The organism is Pelomonas sp. Root1217, assembly GCF_001425705.1.
Classification (GTDB): domain Bacteria; phylum Pseudomonadota; class Gammaproteobacteria; order Burkholderiales; family Burkholderiaceae_C; genus Pelomonas.
The window spans coordinates 692559-712620 of sequence record NZ_LMDC01000001.1 but is presented as its reverse complement, the minus strand read 5'-3'; the positions used below and the strand labels follow the sequence as shown (position 1 = coordinate 712620).

Annotated in this window: 22 protein-coding genes and 1 other RNA gene; 7 read left to right on the top strand and 16 right to left on the bottom strand. The window is 68.6% G+C overall.

All coding sequences use genetic code 11. The features are described from left to right. Positions 1-13 precede the first annotated feature (13 nt). Genes ASC95_RS03305 through ASC95_RS03295 form a run of 3 tightly spaced genes read right to left on the bottom strand, consistent with a single transcriptional unit; the run spans position 14 to position 1956 of the window. On the bottom strand, positions 14-814 hold the full coding sequence (locus tag ASC95_RS03305; RefSeq protein WP_057296333.1) for a cupin domain-containing protein: 801 nt from the start codon (positions 812-814) through the stop codon (positions 14-16). 11 nt (positions 815-825) lie between these two features. After that, positions 826-1539, bottom strand: coding sequence for a sigma-70 family RNA polymerase sigma factor (locus ASC95_RS03300; RefSeq protein ID WP_082567448.1), 714 nt, complete (start codon positions 1537-1539; stop codon positions 826-828). Between the two features lie 9 nt (positions 1540-1548). Then, entirely contained in the window at positions 1549-1956 is a 408-nt protein-coding gene (locus ASC95_RS03295; protein ID WP_057296332.1) for a cupin domain-containing protein, read from the bottom strand. A gap of 85 nt (positions 1957-2041) precedes the next feature. On the opposite strand from ASC95_RS03295, the gene ASC95_RS03290 reads away from it, so the two are divergent. Together ASC95_RS03290 and ASC95_RS03285 are read left to right on the top strand one after the other, a co-directional pair. Beyond that, the gene (locus tag ASC95_RS03290) at positions 2042-2527 is read left to right on the top strand and encodes an SRPBCC family protein (protein WP_057296331.1); all 486 of its coding nucleotides are present in this window, start codon (positions 2042-2044) and stop codon (positions 2525-2527) included. 65 nt (positions 2528-2592) lie between these two features. Continuing rightward, on the top strand, positions 2593-2820 hold the full coding sequence (locus ASC95_RS03285) for a hypothetical protein (RefSeq protein WP_057296330.1): 228 nt from the start codon (positions 2593-2595) through the stop codon (positions 2818-2820). Between the two features lie 12 nt (positions 2821-2832). On the opposite strand, the gene dcd is transcribed toward ASC95_RS03285, so the two are convergent. Genes dcd through ASC95_RS03260 form a run of 5 tightly spaced genes read right to left on the bottom strand, consistent with a single transcriptional unit; the run spans position 2833 to position 8206 of the window. Continuing rightward, complete coding sequence (dcd, locus tag ASC95_RS03280) at positions 2833-3399, bottom strand: dCTP deaminase (protein ID WP_056198009.1); 567 nt, start codon at positions 3397-3399, stop codon at positions 2833-2835. Positions 3400-3411: 12 nt separating this feature from the next. Further along, positions 3412-4971: an ABC transporter substrate-binding protein gene (locus tag ASC95_RS03275; protein WP_057296329.1), complete on the bottom strand. Its 1560-nt coding sequence runs from the start codon at positions 4969-4971 to the stop codon at positions 3412-3414. Continuing rightward, positions 4968-6974 carry an amidohydrolase family protein gene (locus ASC95_RS03270; protein ID WP_057296328.1) on the bottom strand — a complete coding sequence of 669 codons (2007 nt, stop codon included), beginning with the start codon at positions 6972-6974 and terminating at the stop codon, positions 4968-4970. The genes ASC95_RS03275 and ASC95_RS03270 overlap by 4 nt, the downstream gene beginning before the upstream one ends. 15 nt (positions 6975-6989) lie before the next feature. Next, a complete protein-coding gene (rnhA, locus tag ASC95_RS03265; protein ID WP_057296327.1) occupies positions 6990-7478 on the bottom strand; it encodes a ribonuclease HI in 489 nt (162 codons plus the stop codon). After that, complete coding sequence (locus ASC95_RS03260; protein WP_057296326.1) at positions 7475-8206, bottom strand: class I SAM-dependent methyltransferase; 732 nt, start codon at positions 8204-8206, stop codon at positions 7475-7477. The genes rnhA and ASC95_RS03260 overlap by 4 nt, the downstream gene beginning before the upstream one ends. A gap of 24 nt (positions 8207-8230) precedes the next feature. Between ASC95_RS03260 and gloB the strand changes: the two genes are divergently transcribed. Both gloB and ASC95_RS03250 read left to right on the top strand, forming a co-directional pair. Beyond that, positions 8231-9016: a hydroxyacylglutathione hydrolase gene (gene gloB, locus ASC95_RS03255; protein ID WP_057296325.1), complete on the top strand. Its 786-nt coding sequence runs from the start codon at positions 8231-8233 to the stop codon at positions 9014-9016. Continuing rightward, positions 9013-10572: a transglycosylase SLT domain-containing protein gene (locus tag ASC95_RS03250; RefSeq protein WP_082567445.1), complete on the top strand. Its 1560-nt coding sequence runs from the start codon at positions 9013-9015 to the stop codon at positions 10570-10572. The genes gloB and ASC95_RS03250 overlap by 4 nt, the downstream gene beginning before the upstream one ends. Positions 10573-10579: 7 nt before the next feature. On the opposite strand, the gene ASC95_RS03245 is transcribed toward ASC95_RS03250, so the two are convergent. From ASC95_RS03245 to dnaX, 4 genes are all read right to left on the bottom strand, one after another. Beyond that, positions 10580-10972, bottom strand: a complete 393-nt coding sequence (locus ASC95_RS03245; protein ID WP_057296324.1) for an MAPEG family protein — start codon at positions 10970-10972, stop codon at positions 10580-10582. A 10-nt stretch (positions 10973-10982) separates the two neighbouring features. After that, positions 10983-11564, bottom strand: coding sequence for a recombination mediator RecR (gene recR / locus ASC95_RS03240; RefSeq protein ID WP_057296323.1), 582 nt, complete (start codon positions 11562-11564; stop codon positions 10983-10985). A gap of 136 nt (positions 11565-11700) precedes the next feature. After that, the gene (locus tag ASC95_RS03235; RefSeq protein WP_056198033.1) at positions 11701-12027 is read right to left on the bottom strand and encodes a YbaB/EbfC family nucleoid-associated protein; all 327 of its coding nucleotides are present in this window, start codon (positions 12025-12027) and stop codon (positions 11701-11703) included. Between the two features lie 14 nt (positions 12028-12041). Next, positions 12042-13880 carry a DNA polymerase III subunit gamma/tau gene (dnaX, locus tag ASC95_RS03230; RefSeq protein ID WP_057296322.1) on the bottom strand — a complete coding sequence of 613 codons (1839 nt, stop codon included), beginning with the start codon at positions 13878-13880 and terminating at the stop codon, positions 12042-12044. 41 nt (positions 13881-13921) lie between these two features. On the opposite strand from dnaX, the gene ASC95_RS03225 reads away from it, so the two are divergent. From ASC95_RS03225 to ffs, 3 genes are all read left to right on the top strand, one after another. Beyond that, positions 13922-15034 carry an AIR synthase-related protein gene (locus tag ASC95_RS03225; protein WP_057296321.1) on the top strand — a complete coding sequence of 371 codons (1113 nt, stop codon included), beginning with the start codon at positions 13922-13924 and terminating at the stop codon, positions 15032-15034. A gap of 139 nt (positions 15035-15173) precedes the next feature. Further along, positions 15174-15560, top strand: coding sequence for a SirB2 family protein (locus ASC95_RS03220; protein ID WP_082567444.1), 387 nt, complete (start codon positions 15174-15176; stop codon positions 15558-15560). Between the two features lie 10 nt (positions 15561-15570). Then, positions 15571-15668, top strand: an RNA gene (gene ffs, locus ASC95_RS29710) — signal recognition particle sRNA small type. A 26-nt stretch (positions 15669-15694) separates the two neighbouring features. Here the strand turns inward: ffs and ASC95_RS03215 are convergent. From ASC95_RS03215 to ASC95_RS03200, 4 genes are all read right to left on the bottom strand, one after another. Beyond that, entirely contained in the window at positions 15695-16123 is a 429-nt protein-coding gene (locus tag ASC95_RS03215) for a hypothetical protein (protein WP_057296319.1), read from the bottom strand. Between the two features lie 49 nt (positions 16124-16172). Beyond that, complete coding sequence (locus tag ASC95_RS03210) at positions 16173-17099, bottom strand: OmpA family protein (protein WP_057296318.1); 927 nt, start codon at positions 17097-17099, stop codon at positions 16173-16175. 18 nt (positions 17100-17117) lie between these two features. Then, positions 17118-17486 carry a DUF4398 domain-containing protein gene (locus ASC95_RS03205; RefSeq protein WP_082567443.1) on the bottom strand — a complete coding sequence of 123 codons (369 nt, stop codon included), beginning with the start codon at positions 17484-17486 and terminating at the stop codon, positions 17118-17120. A gap of 192 nt (positions 17487-17678) precedes the next feature. After that, complete coding sequence (locus tag ASC95_RS03200; RefSeq protein WP_057296316.1) at positions 17679-20060, bottom strand: serine/threonine protein kinase; 2382 nt, start codon at positions 20058-20060, stop codon at positions 17679-17681. Positions 20061-20062: the final 2 nt, after the last annotated feature.

Below are 20062 nucleotides of genomic sequence, written 5' to 3'. Positions count from 1 at the left end.
GTGCTGATGCCGCTCAAGTGAACTGCAGGTCGAGATCGCCGTGCGCGTAGATGATGACGCCGGTGTCGGTCTCGGTGATGCGGTGGCCGGTGCCGGCGGGGGCCAGTTGGTAGTCGCCCTGCTGCAGCAGGACGTCGTCGAGGAAGAGCTCGCCCTGCACCATCAGGCATTCCTCGTCGTGGCCGTGGCTGTGCATGGGCACGCTGGCGCCGGGGTCGGCGCGGTAGAGCAGCGCGGCCTGGCCGCCGCCCGCCCACAGCACGCGCCGGCGGATGCCGGGCGCGAACTCGGGCCAGCCGGCCTCGGCGTCGCGCACCAGCGTGCGCTCGCTGGCCGGGCCCTCTGCCTCACGCACAAAGACGTGGGCGCCGTCATGGCTGGCCAGTTGCGGCGCGCTGCCGGCCGGCAACAGCAGGAAGTCGCGCAGGCTCAAGCTCTCGCCGTCCACGTCGAGGTTGCCACGCATGACGAGGAATTCGAGGGCGCCGGCAGCGGCCAGGTCGAGGCAGGCACCAGGCTGCAGCTCGATGACGCGGGCCGCGCGCGGCTCGCCCGGACGCAGCACTCGGCCCTCGGGGGCACGGTAGAGCCAGCGTTGATGGACGCCGTCGGCCAGCGCCTCGGGCTCGGTGCGGCGACGGCGCACGGTGACCATGCCGCGCTCGGCGTCGAGCGATTGCTGCAGGCGGCCGCTCAGGCGTTCACCGAGGCGGCCGGGCGACGCGGGGGCCGCCCAGGCGCTCGCAAACGGCTCGCTGAGCAAGGGCGTCATGTCGTCTTCCTGCGATTCGGGGATGGTGGGCATCGTCGTCATGGCGCCCTCCTTCAGGCCGGCAGCGCATGTGCGCCAGTGTCGCCCAGGGCCTCGCGCAGCGTGATCAAGGCGCGGCGGATCTGGGATTTGACGGTGCCCAGCGGCAGGCTGGTCTGGCTGGCGATCTCCTCATGGGACAGGCCGTTGAAAAACGCCAGCGCCACCAGTTGGCGCGGCTGAGGCTTGAGCAGCAGCAGGGCGCGGTGCAGTTCGGCGTGTCCCTGGGCCACGGCCAGCAGCTCGTCGCCCGACTCGGCCGCCGGTGCCGACAGCGGCACGCTCTCCTCGTCGAGTTCCTCATGCTGGAAGCGGGCCTCGCGGCGGATCGCGTCGATGGCGCGCGAGCGGGCCATGCCCAGCAGCCAGGTCAACGGCCGACCACGCTCGGGGTCAAAACGCGGCGCCTGGCGCCAGACCTGGAAAAACACCTCCTCGGCCACTTCTTCAGCCAGTTGGCTGCGGCGTACCAACCGCAGCACCAGACCGTAGACGCGCGACAGCGTCGCTTCATACAGGGCCAGCAACGCGCGCTCGTCGTGGTCGACGATGCCCTCGATCCAGGCGGCAAGCTGGGCGTCGTCCAGCGAAGGGCAGCCGGGCTTGGCGGCGGCGGCCTCGGCGGCGCAGGGCTCGTCCAACTCGGCGTTATGCAGCTCGACGTCGTCGAACAGCAGCGCCGGATTGGGTGGCTCGTCGACAGCTTCGGTGGGGTGTGGCAGGGTCATGTGATGTCCTCAAACCAACAGTTGGTCCGCATGCGGCTCGGCGCCGCGCAGAAAGATGGTGGCGCCCGTCTCGGTGCTGATGGCGGCGTGCAGGCTGCCGGCCCGGGCCAGGTGGTAGCCGCCGGGGCCGACCTCGATCTGGCTGCCGACCTTGAGCATGCCTTCCAGCACGAGGCATTCCTCATCCACCGGGTGGCGGTGGGCCTCGAGCCGGGCGCCGGGGGCCAAGCGCAGCAGATAGCTCAGAATCCCCTCGTTCTCATGCAAGACCTTGATCTGCACGCCGTCGCCGAAAGGCTGCCAGCCGGCCGCACCCGCGGGCACGGTCAGGTGGCTGTCGTCGGTGTCGGCCACGCGCTCCAGCAGGCGCCGGCGGATGGCGCGGGCCTGGGCGGGGGTGGCGACGGTCGAGGTCATGTAGGGCTGATACGCAGCGGCAAGAATTCCGGATGCAGCGTAAACCTCGGCATCTACCCTGGGTAGCCCGGCGTATCCCCTTTGCATGCCTCAAGTCGCCTTTTTTGACCTCGTCAGCCACTGGCGCCTTGATGCGCCGGTTCCCCGCGTCTGGCAGGCCATCACCCAGACCGAGCACTGGCCGCTTTGGTGGCCGGGGGTCGTCGCCGTGAAACGCCTCGTCGACGGCGACGCCCAGGGCGTGGGCCGCCAGCAGCAACTCACCTTTCGCACCGGCCTGGGTTATCGCCTGCACCTGGTGCTGGAGGTGACCGAAGTGCTGCGCGAAGAGCGCCTGCGCGCCCGGGCCGGCGGCACGCTGGCGGGGGAAGGCATCTGGCTGATGAAGCAAGCCCTGCCGGAGGCGGGCGGGCATACCGACGTCACCTTCGTCTGGCGCGTCACGCTGCCGCCAGGCATCCTGCGCTGGCTGGCGCCGGTGCTGGCGCCCTTGTTTCGCTGGAATCACAAGCGGGTGATGCGGGCGGGGCGGTTTGGCTTGGCAAGCTATCTCGCCCATTCGCGCCATTGAAAATCACTCTCACCGGCGCCCCCCGCCAACCGGTACGCTGCACACCCGCCCCAACCGACAACGCCATGGACAAGCGCCCTCAACGCAAACCGACCGTTCTGCTGTGCGCCGTCGCCGACGCCTTGCTCTTCTTGATACTTTGGCTGTGGTTCGGCGATTCAGCCTCCGCATTCACGGTATGGCTGCTTGTCAGCTTTGCAGCCGGCCTGCTGGGTCTGATCGCCGTGCAGTGGACCGAACGGCGAAGCCCACGCGTCATGGCAACGGTTCCACCGCCCGCGGATTGCAGCTGAAGCAGGGCCCGGTCAAGCTTTGGGCAGCGTCACCCCCACCTGCCCCTGGTACTTGCCGCCGCGGTCCTTGTAGCTGACCTCGCAGACCTCGTCGCTCTCGAAGAACAGCACCTGGGCGCAGCCCTCGCCAGCGTAGATCTTGGCCGGCAGCGGCGTGGTGTTGCTGAACTCCAGCGTCACATAGCCTTCCCACTCGGGCTCGAAGGGGGTCACGTTGACGATGATGCCGCAGCGGGCATAAGTGCTCTTGCCCAGGCACACCGTCAGCACATTGCGCGGGATGCGGAAGTACTCCATCGTGCGCGCCAGTGCGAAGCTGTTGGGCGGGATGATGCAGACGTCCTTGTTGATGTCGACGAAGCTGTTCTCGTCGAAGTTCTTCGGGTCCACCACGGTGCTGTGGATGTTGGTGAAGACCTTGAACTCGGGCGCGCAACGGATGTCGTAGCCGTAGCTGGAGGTGCCGTAGCTGATGATCTTGCGGCCGTCCTGCTCGCGCACCTGGCCGGGCTCGAAGGGCTCGATCATGCCGTGCTCCTGGCACATGCGGCGGATCCATTTGTCGCTCTTGATACTCATCTCGTTTTCCTTTTATCGGGGAAGAACCCCGTCGAAATATGTGCTGCCATCCAGATCCAGGATGAAGCCCTTGACGGAGGCGCGCTCGGGCACGGCAATGCGTCCGCTGGCAATCGGCGTCCAGGGCAGTTCTTGCATGACGATGCGCTGGGCCTTGGCGTAGATGACTTTGCGCTCTTCGCGCTTCAAAGCCTGGCGGGCCTCGGTCAACAGTTTGTCGTAGGCCGGGTTGCACCAGAAGGCACCGTTGTTGGCGCCGCAAGCGAGCTGGCCAAATGTATTGGCGGGCTCGGAGTCGCTGTTCCAGCCGCTCAGCGCCGTGTCATGCTCGCCAGCATCGATGCGGCGCAGGTATTCGCCCCATTCGTAGGTGACGATGCGCGCCGTCACGCCGACCTTGGCCCAGTCGGCCTGGATCATCTGCGCCATGCGCTGGCCGTTCGGGTTGTAGTTGCGCACGACGGGCATGGCCCAGAGCGTGATGTTCAGCGGCAGCACACCGGCCTTCTCCAGCAGGGCCTTGGCCTTGGCCGGGTCGTAGGGGGTAGGCTTGAGCGTCTCATCATGAGCCCAGTTGGCGGCCGCGATGTGGCTGGTGGCCAGAGTGCCTGCATCCCCGTAGACCGTGCGCACGATGGCTGCCTTGTCGATGGCCATGTCCAGCGCCTGGCGCACCTCCACCTTGGCCAGGGCCGGCCGCCGCGTGTTGTAAGCCAGGATGCCGATGTTCATGCCAGGTGCGGTCGCCAGCTTGATAGCCGGATCTTTCCTGAGTTCATCAAGCTCGGCGGGACCAACCGCGGCGGCGATGTCGCACTCGTCGCGCTTGAGGCGCTGCGCACGCACGCTGGCGTCGGGAGTGACGGCATAGACGAGCTGGTCGACCACTGGGCGCTCGCCCTTGCGCCACCAGGTCGGGTGCTTCACGTAGCGGATGACGCTGTCGGCGCGGAAGCTCTTCAACTGAAAGGGCCCGGTGCCGACTGGCATCTGCGCGATGCGGTGGGGCGTGCCGGCCTTGAGCAGTTGGGCGCCCAGCTCGGCCGACTGCATCAGCGTGAATGTGAAGCTCAGCGCCGACAGGAAGGATGCATCGCGCTCGGCCAACGTAATGCGCACCTGGTGGTCGCTGAGCTTCTCGACTTTGCGGATGAGCTTTTCCCAGCCGAATGACAGCACATAGGGTGACACGCTGGGGAAGGCTTTGGCGAACTCGCTGTCGCGGTTGAGCAGGCGGCCGAAGGTGAAAAGCACGTCGTCGGCATTGAACTCACGCGTGGGCTTGAAACCCTCGACCGTGTGCCAGCTCACGCCACGGCGCAGCTCGAAGGTGTAGGCCAGGCCGTCGGGGCTGATGCTCCAGCTCGCGGCCAGGCCGGGGATGAGCTGGTCGGTGCCGCGCTTGGGTTCGATCAGCGTGCCGAAGATGGGCATGTGGGCGACATGGTCAACATAGCTGTCGGTCATCGCCGGATCGAAGGTCTTGGGGCTGCCAGCCGTGCAGTAGCGCAGCGTCGTGTCGGCCTGGGCGATCAGTGGCAGGGCCAGCAGCAGTGCGACGACACGCTTCACTTGGTGATCTCCGCGGCAGGCACGAAGGGCAGGATGCCCATGGACTGGTACAGGGCCGACGGCGACAAGGCCTGGTCGCCCTTGATGACCAGCGCGATGCGCCGGATAGCGCGGATGTCGGCCACCGGGTCGCCGTCGACCAGCACAAGGTCGGATCGCTTGCCGCGCTCGATGCTGCCGATCTCGCTCAAACGGTCACTGTGTTTCGCACCATTCCAGGTGGCGATCTTCAGTGCCTGAGCGGCCGGGATGCCGGCCTGCACATACAGCTCCAATTCGCGCTGCAACGCAAAGCCGGGCGTGGCGTCCGTGCCCGCCACCAGCGGGATGCCGGCCGCGTGCATGCGGCGCAGCAGGTCCATCATGACCTTCCAGCTGGCGCCCCAGCGCCTGGCCTTGGTGTCGTCCATGTCGACTTCGGCCGACAGATAGCTGCGCTGCAGCACGGCCGGCCAGTTCGCGGACACCATCGCATAGCTGGGATTGGGCTGCCCTTGGCGCTGCGTGTACTGGGCCTCGAAGGCCGTCATCGTTGCGTCGACGACCGTGCCCTTCTTCTTGAGCAGCGCCAGGAAGTCCCGCGTGCGGCCGTCATTGAGCTTGAGGTCGGCCGCCTTGTCGCCGGGCAGGTTGAAACGCAGCAGGGTGCGCGTGTCGTCGCCCTTGCCGACGAGGAAGTTCAGCGTGACCTGATTGATGTGGTGCAGCTCGTCGTAGCCAGCTTCCACGGCCTGGCGCGCCGTCATGAAGGCCGGCACATGGCCGCCAGTGCGCAGGCCCAGGGACCGCGCGTGCGCCACCATGGGCTTGACCCATTCGGGCCGGATGGAGTTGTAGAGCTTGAGCTGGCGGTAACCGTGGGCGGCGTACCAGTCGATGGCGGCCAGGGCCTCGTCCAGGTTGTCGGCCACGAAGTCGGACTGCGACGAGAACGGGCTCTTGCCTTCGATGAAGCCATTGGCCGCGATGCGAGGGCCCAGCACCTCGTCGCGCTCGATGCGGCCTTTCAGTTCGGCCAGGTCGGCATTGCTGTTGCCAACGTCGCGCACGGCCGTCACGCCCGCGGCCAGGTTCAGCAGCAGCGCGCTGGCGTCCAGGTGGGCATGCATGTCGATGAAGCCCGGCAGCAGGGTGCGGCCCTTGCCGCTGATGCGCTGGGCCGGTTCGGCATTCTTCAGGGTGCCCGGCTTGGCGATGGCGGCGATGCGCCCCTCGAGCAGGTAGACATCGGACGGCCCGCGCAGCACGGCGGCCTGGGAATCAAACCAGCGCACGCCCTCGATGACGGTCAAGCCGGGCAGCGGCTTGGGCAAGGTCTTGGCCAGGCGCTCCAGGCGTGCCAGTTGCGCCGCCTTTTGCAGGTCGGACAGCCGGTCCATCTCGGCCTCGAAACCCTGCAGCAGCGTGCCGCCCCAGCCCGGATCCACCTTGGCAAACAGCGCCTGGTTGTCCTCACGCAGCCAGAGGTAGCTCGGCTCCAGGTCCAGGCCGTCGATGGCGTAGAGGCCGACCTCGAAGCTGGCACCGGCCGGCTTGAGCGTCTGCACGCGCGCGATGCTGATCTGCCCCACCGGCAACGCGGACGCGCGATGGTCAGGGCGCTGCAGCAGGGTGCGCGCCACGCGGCCGGCCCAGGCCGGGCTGGCCTGCACGGGCAGGTAGACGAGGTCGCGCCCCACGCCGGGCTTGTCGCCGCGGTCCACGGGCGAGCGCCAGCTGGCGCGGCCGTCCTTGAGCTCGAAGGTTTCGTCAATGCGCGCGCCGTAGGTCGACACGCCTTCGGTGCGATAACCCAGCCAGGTGCCGTCGGCGGCCAGTTCCAGCACCTCCTTCTGGTCGGGGCCGCGGCCGTTGTTGCGGTAGCTGTAGTCGGTCTCGAGGCGGGTGGCCGTTTCGGTGACCAGGAGACGCCCGCAGGGCACCTTGGCGCAGATGACGGTGTAGGTCTGGGCCTGGGCAACGCCGGCCAGCAGCAGTGCAATCAAGGAGGGCAGAAGCTTCATGGGCACGTTCCGGTCTCACGTGGCGCGGACTTTACTGAGGGAAGCGACACCCTTGTTCGCCAGCATGTCGGCGCGCTCGTTGCCCGGGTCCCCGGCATGGCCCTTGACCCAGCGCCAGTCCACCGTGTGAAGCTTGCGCAGCGCATCCAGCCGCTGCCAGAGGTCGGCGTTCTTCACGGGCTTGCCGTCGGCCGTCTTCCAGCCGCGGCGCTGCCAGTTGATGATCCATTCGGTGATGCCCTTGCGCACGTATTCGCTGTCCAGGTAGACGACGACGTCGCAGCTGCGCTTGAGCGAGGCCAGCGCCTCGATGGGGGCCATCAGCTCCATGCGGTTGTTGGTCGTCTCGCGTTCGCCGCCGAAGAGTTCCTTGTCATGGCCGCCGCTGCTCAGCCAGGCGCCCCAGCCGCCGGGGCCGGGGTTGCCCTTGCAGGCGCCGTCGGTGTAGATGGTGACCTGCGGGCGCTTGATGAGGGCGGTGGGCTTAGTCGTGGGTTCGGTCATTCTTTTTTGTGATGGTTGTTCAGCGCGACGGCCGGCGCCTTCTTGGCCGCCAAGCGCGAGTTCTTGGCCAGGCCGATCATGCGCATGCCCTGCACGCGCTTGACTGCCTGGATGAAGTAGACGGCGCCCAGCACCGGCCACCAGCGCGAGCCCACGCCGTCGACCCAGCGCCAGCGCTGCAGCCAGGCCTCGGAGCGCAGCGGCGGTCGGTAGATGCCGAAGCGCGCCGCCTCGACGTCGAAGCTCAGGAGCTTGAGCCAGTCGCGCAGCCGCCAATAGCCAATGAAGTCGCCATCCTGGGGCAGATAAGGCTCACCGCGGCGCCTGAGCCGGCCCAGGTTCTGGCGCAGGCCCCAGAGGCTGGCCGGGTTCAGGCCGAAGACGATCAGCCGGCCCTCGGGCCTGAGCACGCGTTCGACTTCGCGCAGCAAGGCGTGGGCGTCGGGTGCCAGTTCCAGCGCATGCGGCAGCAGCACGAGGTCCAGGCTGGCGCTCTCGAAAGGCAGGGCGTCAAAGTCGCACAGCAGATCCCGGCCGGCCAGCCAGCGGTGCGGCATGCGGTTGGCCTGCAGGCCGTCCAGTTCGGGCAGGCCGAGTTGTAAGGCGTGAAACCCGAACAAATCGGTCACGACTGCGTCGACCTGGGCCTGCTCCCAGGCGAGCAGATGGTGCCCGGGCGGGGTTTGCAGCCAGGCTGCCAAATCTATACTCGGCGCTTTATCTGTCATGGGTTGGCGCCATTGACGCTTACGTTGACGCTCACGCCTCTTCCCGCTTTCGACGACAACTACCTCTGGCTGCTGGACAACGGCCGCGAGGCCCTCGTCGTCGATCCCGGTGACGCCGCGCCGGTGGCTGCGGCGCTCGATGCCCGGGGCCTGACGCTGGCGGGCATTCTATTGACCCACCACCATGGCGATCACGTCGGTGGCGTCGATGCGCTGCGGCCACGTCTGCACGGCCCCATCTACGGCCCCGTCCACGAGAAGCTGCCCGAACCAGTGCAGCGCCTGCACGGCGGCGATGCGATCGAGTTGCTCGGCCTCAAGTTCGCCGTCATGGATGTGCCCGGCCACACGGCTGGCCACATCGCGTATTTCGCGGCCGACGTGCCTGGCAGCGATCCATTGCTGTTCTGCGGCGACACCCTCTTCAGCGGCGGCTGCGGCCGCCTGTTCGAGGGCACCCCGGCGCAGATGCATGCATCGCTGCAGTCGCTGGCCGCGCTGCCGCCCGAGACGCGGGTCTGCTGCGCCCACGAGTACACGCTGTCCAACCTGCGCTTCGCTCGCGAAGTGGACCCGGCCAACGCGGCACTGGCGGCCTACGCCACCTGGTGCGAGGCCGAGCGCGCCGCGGGCCGGCCCACGCTGCCGGGCCGCATCGGCAACGAAGTTCGCATCAACCCTTTCCTGCGCTGTACCGAAGCCGCTCTGCGTGAGGCTGCCCGCCGCCACGCCCCCCTCAAACTCCCGGCCGCGCCCAGCCCGGTCGATGTGTTCGCCACCCTGCGCGAATGGAAGAACGGATTCCGATGAACCTAATTCACCGACTTTCGCCTCTGGCGCTCGCGCTGCTGCTCGCCGCCTGCGCCACCACCGCTCCCGTCGAGCCGGCCAGACTCGACGCCCCTCCCGCCCCTCCCCCCACCACCGAACCCAGCCCCGCGCCACTGACGCTCGCGGCGCCACCGCCCGTGCGCGCCATCGCGGCCGAGCTGCTGGAGGACAACCTGCGCCCCGGCGAGAAGATCGACCTCGACGCGCCTGACGTGAACGCCGACCTCTGGGCGCGTGTGCGCAAGGGCTTCCAGCTGCAGGACCTGGACGACGACTGGGTGCGCAAGGCCGAGGCTTGGTACAGCGCCCGGCCTGACTACGTCGAGCGCATGACCACGCGCGGCAGCCGCTACCTCTTCCACATCATGGATGAGGTGGAGAAGCGCGGCATGCCGGCCGAGCTGGCCCTGCTGCCCTTCGTGGAGAGCGCCTTCGTCACGCATGCCGTGTCGACGGCCAAGGCCACCGGCATGTGGCAGTTCATGCCCGCCACCGGCCGCGACTTCGACCTCAAGCAGAACATCTTCCGCGACGACCGCCGCGACGTGCTGGCCTCCACCCGCGCCGCGCTGGACTACCTCGGCCGCCTGTACAAGCAGTTCGGCGACTGGCATCTGGCCCTGGCCGCCTACAACTGGGGCCAGGGCAATGTGCAGAAGGCGGTGGCGCGCAACCAGAAGCTCGGCCTGCCAACCGACTACGCCAGCCTGAAGATGCCCGATGAAACGCGCTACTACGTGCCCAAGCTGCAGGCGGTGAAGAACATCGTCTTCGCGCCCGACCGCTATGCGCTGACGCTGCCGGTGGTGGCCAACCACCCGTACTTTCTGAGCGTGAAGATCGAGCGCGACATCGACGTGGCCCTGGCCGCCCAGCTTGCCGGCATCACGCTGGAGACCTTCCAGCAGTTCAACCCGCAGATGAACAAGCCGGTCATCCTGGCGGCCGCCACGCCGCAGGTGCTGCTGCCCTATGACCAGGCCAGCGCCTTCGCCGAGAACCTGGCCCGCCACAGCGGCCCGCTGGCGAGCTGGACGGCCTGGGTCGTGCCCAAAACCATGAGCCCAGCCGAAGCCGCCCGGCGTGCCGGCACCAGCGAAACCCTGCTGCGCGACATCAACAAGATCCCGCCCAAGATGCTCGTGAAGGCCGGCTCGACGCTGCTGGTGCCCCGCGGCGAACACGTCGTCGCCGATGTGTCCGAACGCCTGGCGGACACCGCCGCGCTGAACCTCGCGCCCGACGCGCCGCCGCTGCGCCGCGTGACGCACAAGGCCGGCAAGGCTGACACCGTGGCCACCATCGCCGCCCGCTACAAGGTGCGCAGCGCGCAGGTGGCGCAGTGGAACAAGCTGGGCTCCAACGGCCGCCTCAAGCCGGGCCAGGCCGTTGTCATCTATACGGCGTTCACGCCGACGAAGGCGCCGGTGGTGGCCAAGACCACACGCGCCAAGGTCGTGAAGGTGGCCGCCAAGGCGCAGCCCAAGGCCAAGGGTGGCAAGGGCCGCACCGTCATGGCCGCAGCCACGCCTTGACGCGTCTTCAACGAACGATAAAGAGTGCGACGCAGGCCACGAGGCCTGCGATCCACAACAGGGAGCGCAGCGAAGCGCGATCCGCGACGTACAGGCCAACATAGGCCAGGCGCGCCGCGATGAAGCCGACCGCCAACGCATCCACCGTACCCTGCGCCGCCTGGTGCTGATGCGCGACGAAGAGGCCGGCGATGAAGATGGGCAGCGCCTCCCAGCTGTTGGCCTGGGCCGCATTGGCCCGCGCCTGCCAGCCGCCGAGCCGGGCCAGCCATTCACGCGGCTGGTTGTTGTCGAAACCGCCGTCGCGTCTGCGCTTGCCGAAGCCCTTGGACTTGGCAAGCCCCGCGCAGACGATGGGCAGCGCGCAGGCCACCAACAGGCAGAGTTGGGCAATCGTCATCGGGCTTCCTTCATCGTCTGTCGGTCAGGGCATGGGCGATGGTGCCCAGGTCCACGTATTCGAGTTCGCTGCCCACCGGCACGCCGCGCGCGAGCCGCGTCGACTTGATGCTCCGGGCGCGCAGCGCCTCAGCCAACACATGGGCCGTGGCCTCACCCTCAGCGGTGAAGCTGGTGGCGAGGATGACTTCCTCGACACCCTCCTCGCTCGCCCGCGCCAGCAACTCGGCCGCGCCGATCTGGCGCGTGCCGACACCATCCAGCGGCGACAGCCGCCCCAGCAGCACGAAGTAGTAGCCGCGATAGGACGCGGTGCGCTCCAGCGCGGCCTGGTCGGCCGGCGTCTCGACGACGCACAGCAGCCGCGCGTCGCGCTCGGCGTCCGCGCAGACGCTGCAGATCGGCGTTTCGCTGAAGGTGTGGCAGCGCTCGCAATGCTTGATGTGCTCGCCCGCCGCCGTCAGCGCATCAGCCAGGCGCGGCATGGCCAGCCGGTCATGCTGCAGCAGGTGGTAGGCCATGCGCTGGGCCGACTTCTGGCCCACGCCGGGCAGGCGCTTGAGCGCCTCAACAAGCGTATCCAGTGCGTTCAAATCGAAGCCACGTTGTCAGTAAACGATCGCAGCCGCAGGCGCGATCTCATCAAGCGGCAGCCGTGGAACTGGCTTTGCCAGGCCACTGGCTGCGCCCCCTTGAGGGGGAGGCGCGAAGCGCCTCGGGGGTGGGCCATCAAAACGGGAACTTCATGCCGGGGGGCATCGGCATGCCTTGCGTCAGCTTGCCCATCTTCTCGGAGCTGGTCGCCTCGGCGCGGCGGGCAGCGTCGTTGAAGGCGGCGGCGACGAGGTCTTCCAGCATGTCCTTGTCATCGGCCAGCAGGCTGGGGTCGATGGTCACGCGGCGAACCTCGTGCTTGCAGGTCATCAGCACCTTGACAAGCCCGGCGCCACTCTGGCCCTCGACCTCAATGTTGGCGAGTTCGTCCTGCGCCTTCTTCAGGTTGTCCTGCATCGCCTGGGCTTGCTTCATCAAGCCGGCGAGTTGGCCTTTCATCATGATCGTGTCCTTGTCTACGGAGTGGGAGTCAGCGGCTGCACCGAACCGGGCAGGATGCGCGCCGACGGGAATTGGGAAAGCAGGGTGCGCGTCATCGGATGCTGAGTAGCCAGATCCTCGGCAGCACGCTGTTGGGCTTCGGCCCGGGCGACCGTGCGCAGGGCGATGGAGTCTTCGGCCACGCCGACCTCAATGTCGAGCTTTGCGTCGAGGGCCGCTTCGAGTTTGCTGACCAGGGCCGGCGCGCGCAGCGATTCGCGCTCGACGCGCAGCGTCCAGACCTCGCGGCCGTCGGCGCTGGCGCAGCCCAGGGCCTGGGCCTGGCGGGCCAGCTCGCCCGTCATGCCCACCAGGTTGAGGGCCGCGATGCGCTCGGCCCACTGCGCACCTTCGGGCGTCTCGCGCAGCTCGGCGCGGCGCGGCGCTTCGGGCTCGCGAGCCGCAGCAGCCACCGGCGCGGGCGCGTCATCCGCTTCCATCCACGGCGGCGGCGCATCGTCGGGCGGCGGGCCATCCATGTCGTCATCGGCCTGCGCCTCGACTTCGACCGGGCGCGGGCGCAGTCGGTCGCTGAGCCTGGGGGCGGCCGGCTCGGCCACCACGGGCGCCGCGACCACCGGGACCGGCGCGACAACCTTGGGCACCGCCACCAGCGCCGGTGGCGCCACCTTGGGCAGCGGCACGGCGACAACCGCCTTGGCCACTGCCGCCGGCCTCACCAGGGCCGCGGCCTTGATGGGCTTGGGGCTCGTGCCGGCCGGCCGGAAGGCCAGCATGCGCAGCAGCACCATCAACAGACCCGCATATTCGTCCGGCGCCAGATGCAGCTCGGCGCGGCCATGCAGGGCCATGCTGTACATCAGCTGGATCTCGTCGGCCGGAAGTAGAGCAGCCAGGCGGCGGATCTCGGCCGTTTCGTTGTCGGCATCGTCCAGCGCCGTGGGCGCGGCCTGGGCCAGGGCCATCTGCTGCAGCAGCGTGGCGAGGTCCTCCAGCGTGCCGGCGGCCGACAGGCCCGCGCCGCGCAGCGCATCGGCCTGGGCGACGACGGCCTCACCGCTCGCCGCGGCCAGTGCATCCACGATGGCCACGACATGGCCGCGGTCGACGCTGCCCAGCATCTGGCGCACGCCGGCTTCAGTCAGCGACCCCGCACCGAAGGCGATGGCCTGGTCGGTCAACGACAGCCCGTCACGCATCGAGCCGCGAGCCGCACGCGATAGCAGGCGCAGCGCCCCCGGTTCGGCCGGCACGCTCTCCGCGCCCAGCACGTTGCCCAGGTGCATCTGCACGTCTGCCGCCGCCATGGGCCGCAAGTTGAACTGCAGGCAGCGCGACAGCACGGTGACCGGCACCTTCTGCGGGTCGGTCGTCGCCAGCACGAACTTCAGGTAGTCGGGCGGCTCCTCCAGCGTCTTCAGCATCGCGTTGAAGGCGGTGTTCGACAGCATATGCACTTCGTCGATCATGTAGACCTTGAAGCGCCCGACGACCGGCTTGTAGACGGCCTGGTCCAGCAGCTGCGAGATCTCCTCGACGCCGCGGTTGGACGCCGCGTCCAGCTCCACGTAGTCGACGAAGCGGCCCGAATCGATGTCCCGGCAGGCATGGCAGACGCCGCAGGGCTGGGCCGTGATGCCGCCCGTGCCGTCCGGCCCGGTGCAATTGAGGCTCTTGGCGAGGATGCGCGACACCGTCGTCTTGCCCACGCCGCGCGTGCCGGTGAACAGATAGGCGTGATGCAGGCGCCCCTGCGTCAGTGCATTGGCGAGGGCCTGCACGACATGCTCCTGCCCTACGAGTTGCTCGAAACTCTGCGGGCGGTATTTGCGGGCCAGGACCTGATAACTCATGCCGGCCATTCTATGAGGGGCCCTCCGTCGATAATTGGCGGATGACCAGTACCGCAGCCCCCCTCACCTACGACCAAGCCGGCGTCAACTACGACCTGATCGACCCGCTGAAGATCACTGCCCAGCGCGCCGCCGCCGCCACGGCCTCCCACCTCGCCGGCCATGGCTTCACCGAGGTCAAGGCCTCGCGCGGCGAATCGGCCTATGTCGTGGACGTGGGGCCGTTCTATCTGGCGTCCATCGTGGAATGCCTGGGCACCAAGACCCTGGTGGCCGACGAGATGGCCAAGCTGACGGGCAAGAGCTTCTTTGCCGGCATCGCGCAGGACACCATCGCGATGGCGGTCAACGACCTGATCACCGTCGGCGCCACGCCGCTGGTCGTGCAGGCCTACTGGGCCGCCGGCGGCAGCGACTGGTTCGGCGACGCCCAGCGCGCGCAAGCCCTGGTGGCCGGCTGGAAGGCCGCCTGCGACACCTGCCAGGTGGCCTGGGGCGGCGGCGAGACGCCCGCGCTGGCCGGTATCGTGGAAGACGGCCGCATCGACCTGGCCGCCTCCTGCACCGGCCTCATCAACCCCAAGGAACGCCTGTCGGTGGGCGACAAGCTGGGCGCGGGCGACGCCATCGTGCTGCTGGCCTCCAGCGGCATCCATGCCAACGGCCTGAGCCTGGCTCGCAAGCTGGCCGAGCGCCTGCCCCAGGGCTACCTCACCGAGATCGAACCGGGCCTCACCTACGGCGAAGCCCTGCTGGCGCCGACTGCGCTGTATTCGCCCGTGACGGAGGCGCTGTGGAAGGCCGGCATCGCGCCGCACTACTGCGCCAACATCACCGGCCACGGCTGGCGCAAGCTGCTGCGCCACCCGAGCCAGCTGACCTACCGCATCCACTCCGTGCCGCCCAAGACGGCGGTGCTGGACTTCATCCAGAAGCAGGCCGGCCAGGACGACCGAGAGGCCTACTCCACGCTGAACATGGGCGCCGGCTTCGCCATCTTCGTCAAGGCGGAAGACGCCGAGCGCACAGCTCAGGTGGCGCGCGACTGCGGCATTGAGGCCTGGGTGGCCGGCACGGTGGAAGCGGGCGAGAAGCAACTGCTGATCGAGCCGCTGGACATCCGCTTCAGCGAAGACGACCTCGCGCTGCGCTGAATAACGTGAAGCCCCTCGTCCAAGGCGTACCTTGGCCGATCCCCCGGGGGGACGGCGATGCTTGCGGCGTTGAGCCGCAAGCACATCGCCACGACGGGCCGGCTTGGGAGCGGCCCGGCGCTCGGCCCGAAGAACTGACATGAGTTGGTATTACACGCAGATGATTCAGTGGCATGTGCTGCTGGCTTGGTGTAGCGTGGGCCTGTTCTTCGTGCGCGGCCTGCTGGTCCAGTTCGGCAGCCCACAGCTGCAGGGTTTTGCCAAGGACGCCCGCCTGCTGGTGCTCGTCTTCGGCGTGAATGCCTGCCTCGTCGTCACGGGCCTGAGCCTGTGGGGTTCCATCGGCTACCACCCCATCCGCGACTGGTGGCTGGGCGCGAAGCTCATCGCGCTCGTGGGCTACATGATCTGCGGCCACTGGGCCATGAGCCAGGCGCGCCTGCATCTGTTGGGTTATTTCACCGCACTGGCCCTGCTGGCACTCGCGATGGACCTTTCGATCAACCGGCAATTTCTCCCCGGTTAGAATCTCGCTCGACGGGCCTCCCCGCATGGAAGCGCGCCCAACCGGGTCAGGTGGGGAACCAAGCAGCCCTAAGCGTTGCAACCAGTGCCGGGGGTAAGGCTCGTCACCCTCCCCCAGTCTTCATTGCGTTCCGATCAACCCGGATTTTTTGGGGTTTCGACGGTCCGCACGGTCAGCGTCGTCAGCTGGCCACCCGCTTCCACGCTGCCCACGACCTGGCCTTCGCGCACACGGCGTTCGCACATCTCGCGGTCTTCCATGGTGGGCTGAGCCTGGCAGCGCTTGAGCGCATTCGCCGCCCATTGCTCGGGCCGGTCGCCCGGCGAGACCAGCTTGCCTTGACGGGCCTGGGCATAGGCCGCACCGGCCTCCCGCAGGCAAACATCGCGTGGCTGGTTGGTCTGGCCGGTCATGCAATTGGCCCGCTCGCGCTCGTACTGCATGCGCAAGGGGTCGACGTTCTTGGCCCGGGGCGCCGCTTGGGCAATACCGCCAATGGCCATGAGGCCGGCAGCCAGCCAGGCGGTGGCCAGGCGACATCGTGTGTTGTGGTGTTGGGTCATCTCAATCTCCTGTGATGCGTGATGACAGCGGTGTGGCGCGATGTGGCAATCAGCCACGCGCGCGGACCGGCTGGTTGTCGTTCGAGATGTAGACCTCGACGCGCCGGTTCATCGCGCGGTCGGATGTGCTCGAGTTGCTGGCCACCGGGTAGGCCTCGCCATAGCCGCGCGTGGCGACCCGGGTCGGGTCGACGCCCTGGGCACGCAACGCTTCTGCCACGGCCTGCGAGCGGCGCTGCGACAGCGTCAGGTTGGCCGAATCGCTGCCGACGCTGTCGGTGAAGCCCTCGATCAGCACGCGGCGGTCGGGATGCTGGTTCAAGTAATGCGCCAGCTTGGCGATGGACGTCTGCGCGGCAGGCTTGATCTCGGCGCGGCCGAATTCGAACAGCACGTCACCCAACGTGACCAGCATGCCGCGGTCGGTCTGGCGGGCCTGCAAATCGGCCAGCTCCTGCGCCAGCGCGGCGGCCTGGGCCTGGGCCTGGGCGGCGTCTGCGTTGGCAGCGGCCGCCTGCTGGCGAGCGGCATTGGCATCGGCATTGGCGTTGGCCGCTGCGATCTGGGCGTTGGCGGCCTGGTTCTGGGCAACGTTGGCGCGGTTGGCATTCGCGTCGGCGCGGGCACGCTCGCGGTCGGCCTCGGCGGACTTGATGGCCTCTTCCTCAGTCGCGGCGCGGCCAATGGCCATCGCCGTGCGCGCCTGGGTCGACGCGACATAGGCCGCGGAGTCAATGTCAGCGGGTGACTCGCGCTTGGCGCTCAGCTCTTCGGCTCGGCGCAGCGAATCAGCGGCCTTCTTGGCGTCCAGCGAGGCGTACTTCAGCACGGCCGGGTCGGCCTCGGCGCTGCGCACATTGGAGCGTGCCTGCTGCAAGGCGGGCGTGACAGTGGGGGCGCTGGCGCAGCCTGCGAACAGGGCAGTGGCTGCGGCCAGGGCGGTCAGCGTCGAAACGAATCGAGTGGGGGAAGTCATGGCAATCCTTTCGATGAATCAGGAACGATTCAGCTGCGTCTGCAGCTGCTGGATGCTTTGGCGCACCTCGGCCAGCGCGCGGCTGGAACGGGCATTCCGAGCGGTCGCCTGGGCCAGCGCCGCGTCGGCCGCAGCCTCATCGGCCAGCTGACGGGCCGCCACGTAGTCCTTGCGGGCCATGGCTGCATTGGCGCGGGCCAGCTTGTCGCGGGCCGTGGATAACTCAGCCGGCGCCTCGGCGGCATTGCCGCTGGCCTGGTCGACAGCGGAATTGGCCACCGCCATCTGCTCCTTCGGGGCATCGCCCGTCGTGGCACATGCGGCCAGGGCAGCGGCGGCAAGCACCGCCAACGCGACCCCTCGGCCATTCATCGAATGGTGATTCATACGAACTCCTGTTGTTTGACATACCCGGCGTTCGAGCATCGCCACCCGCCGGTTCGGGTTCTTTCAGGATGCCCAACGAGTATTCGCGACGGAGGGCGTGGCCCCAGTCGGAGGGCCGGTGCGGCACCGGTCAGCCTGTGGCCTCAAGCGGTGTGGGATTTGCCCTACAGCGGCGTTAGGGCCGCACGCGCGTCAGCCGGTGGCCTGGCGGAAGGCCATCACGGCCTGGTTGCGCAGGGTGCGCAGCAGCGAGAGTTCCTTCTCGCCCAATTGCACGGCACCGGCCAAGGCGTGGTCGGCGTAGATGAGCCCCAGCGGCGAACCCTTCAGCATGAGGGGCAGCAGCAAAAAGCTCTGCGCCTGCAGCTCGCCACGGAACCAGCTCGGCAGCCGCGGGGCGATGTTGGCAGCACGCGCATCCTGGATCAGCGTGTCAGCGCCCTTCAGGCAGACGGCGGCGAACAGGTCCAGCGGCTGGGCCGTCAGATCGATGCGCAGCAGCGGCGCAAGGCGCTCCACATCGGCGCCCACACCGAGCCGCCCGGTGAGGGCATGGCCGCGTGCATCGCGCAGGCAGAACACGACACGTCGAAAGCCCAGCGCGCGGTAGATGGTCTCCAGGATCATGCGCAGCACGGCATTGAGCTGGAACTGCTCCACCATGGCGTCGGTGATGTCCTGCACGCCGGCGGCCAGCAGCTGCGTGGCCTGATCGGTGGGCGAAACCGCGCGCTGGTCCTGCGTGCGCTCCAGAACCTGGGTGGGCGCGAGTTCGTGCGCCGTCAGCGAGTCATGCGCCGAGGGCGTCAACGGCGCGAGCAGGCGCTGGGCGCGCGAGTCCTTGGGCAGGTGCAGCTCGAGCGCCTCGGTCATCTGCGCGAGATGCTGGCGTGCCGTGTCGGCCGCCTTCTCGAAGGTCTCGGCACTGAGCCCCAGGGCGCGCGAATGGCGCTGGGCCATCGCCCGCAACTTGGCATGGGCCTGCTCGGGGGGCGTGTTCAGGATGAGGTCGGCCATGTCGTTGCTGGCCCGTGCCAGCCAGCGCTGGCGCTCGATGCCGTCTTCCAGCAGGCGTTGCGGCGCCTCGCCCACCGGGCGGCGCATGGCGCGCTGCAGGCTGTCGGGCAGGCCCCATTGCCGGGCCACACCCAGGCCCAGGGCTTCGTAGCTCATGCCCAGCACCTGCGCCGATGCGGCCGCCTCGCTCAGCGCAGGCTGGCCATCCTCGGCAGGGCTGACCAGGCGGCGCACGGCATCGGCCTCCTCCGGGAAATAGAACTCGGTCAGCGAGCGGCCCAGGTGATGGAACATCGCGCCGAGAAAGGCCTCCTCGGCCTCCCGCGGGTTGGGGCAGAGTTCGCGCGCCAGCGACGCCGCCATCAGCGAGCGCAGATAGTCCTCGCGCAGCCGCTTGGCGTGGCCCTTGTTCTCCATGCGCTCCAGCAGCACCAGGCTCAGCGCCAGGTTGCGGATGCCGGCAAAGCCGATCAGCGCCACCGCGCGCGACACCGTGCTGATGCCGCCGCCGCCGGCATGCCGGTACTGGGCGGTGTTGACCAGGCGCAGCAGCTTCTGCGTCAACGCCACGTCCTTCAGGATCTCGTTGGACAGGCTGGCCAGGCTCTCGTTCTCGGACTGCGTCAGACGCTGGATGCGCTGGATGGCATCGGACAGCGCCGGGAAGTCGCTCTTGTGGCGCATGCGGCGCAGCAGGAAGTCCAGCACCGGCGCGTCCTGGGCCTCGGCGTCGGGTTCGGCGACCGGGCGCAGCCAGGCGGCCAGGGCATCACGCAGCAGGGCGGCACTCGGCCAGCGTGCCGATGGCTCACGCGCCAGGCCGCGCTGCACGATGGCGCGCAAGGCGTCGTCGACGCTGCTGTCCAGGCCGGAGGGCAGCATGAGGTCGGTGGTCTGCACGCGCTGGATGGTGCGCCAGGGATCGGGGTCGTGGTTGAGGCGCTGGCCGCTCAGCATCTCGGCCAGCATGACGGACGCCGCGAACACATCCATCTGCGGATGCGGCGGCGCGCCGCGCGCGGCCTCGGGCGAGATATAGCCCGGCGTGCCGACGATGCGTGACGGTGCGTTGGTGTCGGTCGAAACCCGCGCCGCGATGCCGAAGTCCATCACGCGCGGCCGGCCGCGGGCATCGAGCAGGATGTTGCTGGGCTTCAGGTCGCGGTGCACGAGGCCGGCGGCATGGGCGGCGGTGAGGCCGTCCAGGATTCCCAGCATGAGGGTGACGGCCTCGGCCGCCGTCGGTCGCGGCCCGGCGCGCAGGCGCTGGCTGAGCGTGCCACCGGACACGTACTCGAAGACGAGGTAGGAGCGCCCGCCCTGGGCGTCGGCCTCGAAGACCGGCACGATGTTCGGGTGGGTCAGCCGGCTGACGGCGCGGGCCTCGTGCAGCCATTCATCCACGCTGCCGGGCTCGGCCGCCGCCTTCAGCAGCTTGACGGCCACCTCGCGGTCCAGCAGCGGATCATGGGCGAGCCAGACCGTCGCTTGCGCCCCCTCGCCCAGGCGCTGCAGCAGGCGGAAGCGGCCGAGTTGGGGGGGCAGGTCGTCGGCCATGG

Bases quoted from the DNA above. Each gene is read 5' to 3' on its own strand.
- ASC95_RS03220 (WP_082567444.1), top strand. From the start codon at position 15,174: ATGAGTTGGTATTACACGCAGATGATTCAGTGGCATGTGCTGCTGGCT.
- ASC95_RS03250 (WP_082567445.1), top strand. From the start codon at position 9,013: ATGAACCTAATTCACCGACTTTCGCCTCTGGCGCTCGCGCTGCTGCTC.
- ASC95_RS03290 (WP_057296331.1), top strand. From the start codon at position 2,042: ATGCCTCAAGTCGCCTTTTTTGACCTCGTCAGCCACTGGCGCCTTGAT.
- ASC95_RS03200 (WP_057296316.1), bottom strand. From the start codon at position 20,060: ATGGCCGACGACCTGCCCCCCCAACTCGGCCGCTTCCGCCTGCTGCAG.
- ASC95_RS03295 (WP_057296332.1), bottom strand. From the start codon at position 1,956: ATGACCTCGACCGTCGCCACCCCCGCCCAGGCCCGCGCCATCCGCCGG.
- ASC95_RS03205 (WP_082567443.1), bottom strand. From the start codon at position 17,486: ATGAATCACCATTCGATGAATGGCCGAGGGGTCGCGTTGGCGGTGCTT.
- ASC95_RS03300 (WP_082567448.1), bottom strand. From the start codon at position 1,539: ATGACCCTGCCACACCCCACCGAAGCTGTCGACGAGCCACCCAATCCG.
- ASC95_RS03305 (WP_057296333.1), bottom strand. From the start codon at position 814: ATGACGACGATGCCCACCATCCCCGAATCGCAGGAAGACGACATGACG.
- ASC95_RS03270 (WP_057296328.1), bottom strand. From the start codon at position 6,974: ATGAAGCTTCTGCCCTCCTTGATTGCACTGCTGCTGGCCGGCGTTGCC.
- ASC95_RS03245 (WP_057296324.1), bottom strand. From the start codon at position 10,972: ATGACGATTGCCCAACTCTGCCTGTTGGTGGCCTGCGCGCTGCCCATC.
- ASC95_RS03225 (WP_057296321.1), top strand. From the start codon at position 13,922: ATGACCAGTACCGCAGCCCCCCTCACCTACGACCAAGCCGGCGTCAAC.
- ASC95_RS03215 (WP_057296319.1), bottom strand. From the start codon at position 16,123: ATGACCCAACACCACAACACACGATGTCGCCTGGCCACCGCCTGGCTG.
- ASC95_RS03210 (WP_057296318.1), bottom strand. From the start codon at position 17,099: ATGACTTCCCCCACTCGATTCGTTTCGACGCTGACCGCCCTGGCCGCA.
- ASC95_RS03235 (WP_056198033.1), bottom strand. From the start codon at position 12,027: ATGATGAAAGGCCAACTCGCCGGCTTGATGAAGCAAGCCCAGGCGATG.
- rnhA (WP_057296327.1), bottom strand. From the start codon at position 7,478: ATGACCGAACCCACGACTAAGCCCACCGCCCTCATCAAGCGCCCGCAG.
- ASC95_RS03285 (WP_057296330.1), top strand. From the start codon at position 2,593: ATGGACAAGCGCCCTCAACGCAAACCGACCGTTCTGCTGTGCGCCGTC.
- ASC95_RS03260 (WP_057296326.1), bottom strand. From the start codon at position 8,206: ATGACAGATAAAGCGCCGAGTATAGATTTGGCAGCCTGGCTGCAAACC.
- dnaX (WP_057296322.1), bottom strand. From the start codon at position 13,880: ATGAGTTATCAGGTCCTGGCCCGCAAATACCGCCCGCAGAGTTTCGAG.
- dcd (WP_056198009.1), bottom strand. From the start codon at position 3,399: ATGAGTATCAAGAGCGACAAATGGATCCGCCGCATGTGCCAGGAGCAC.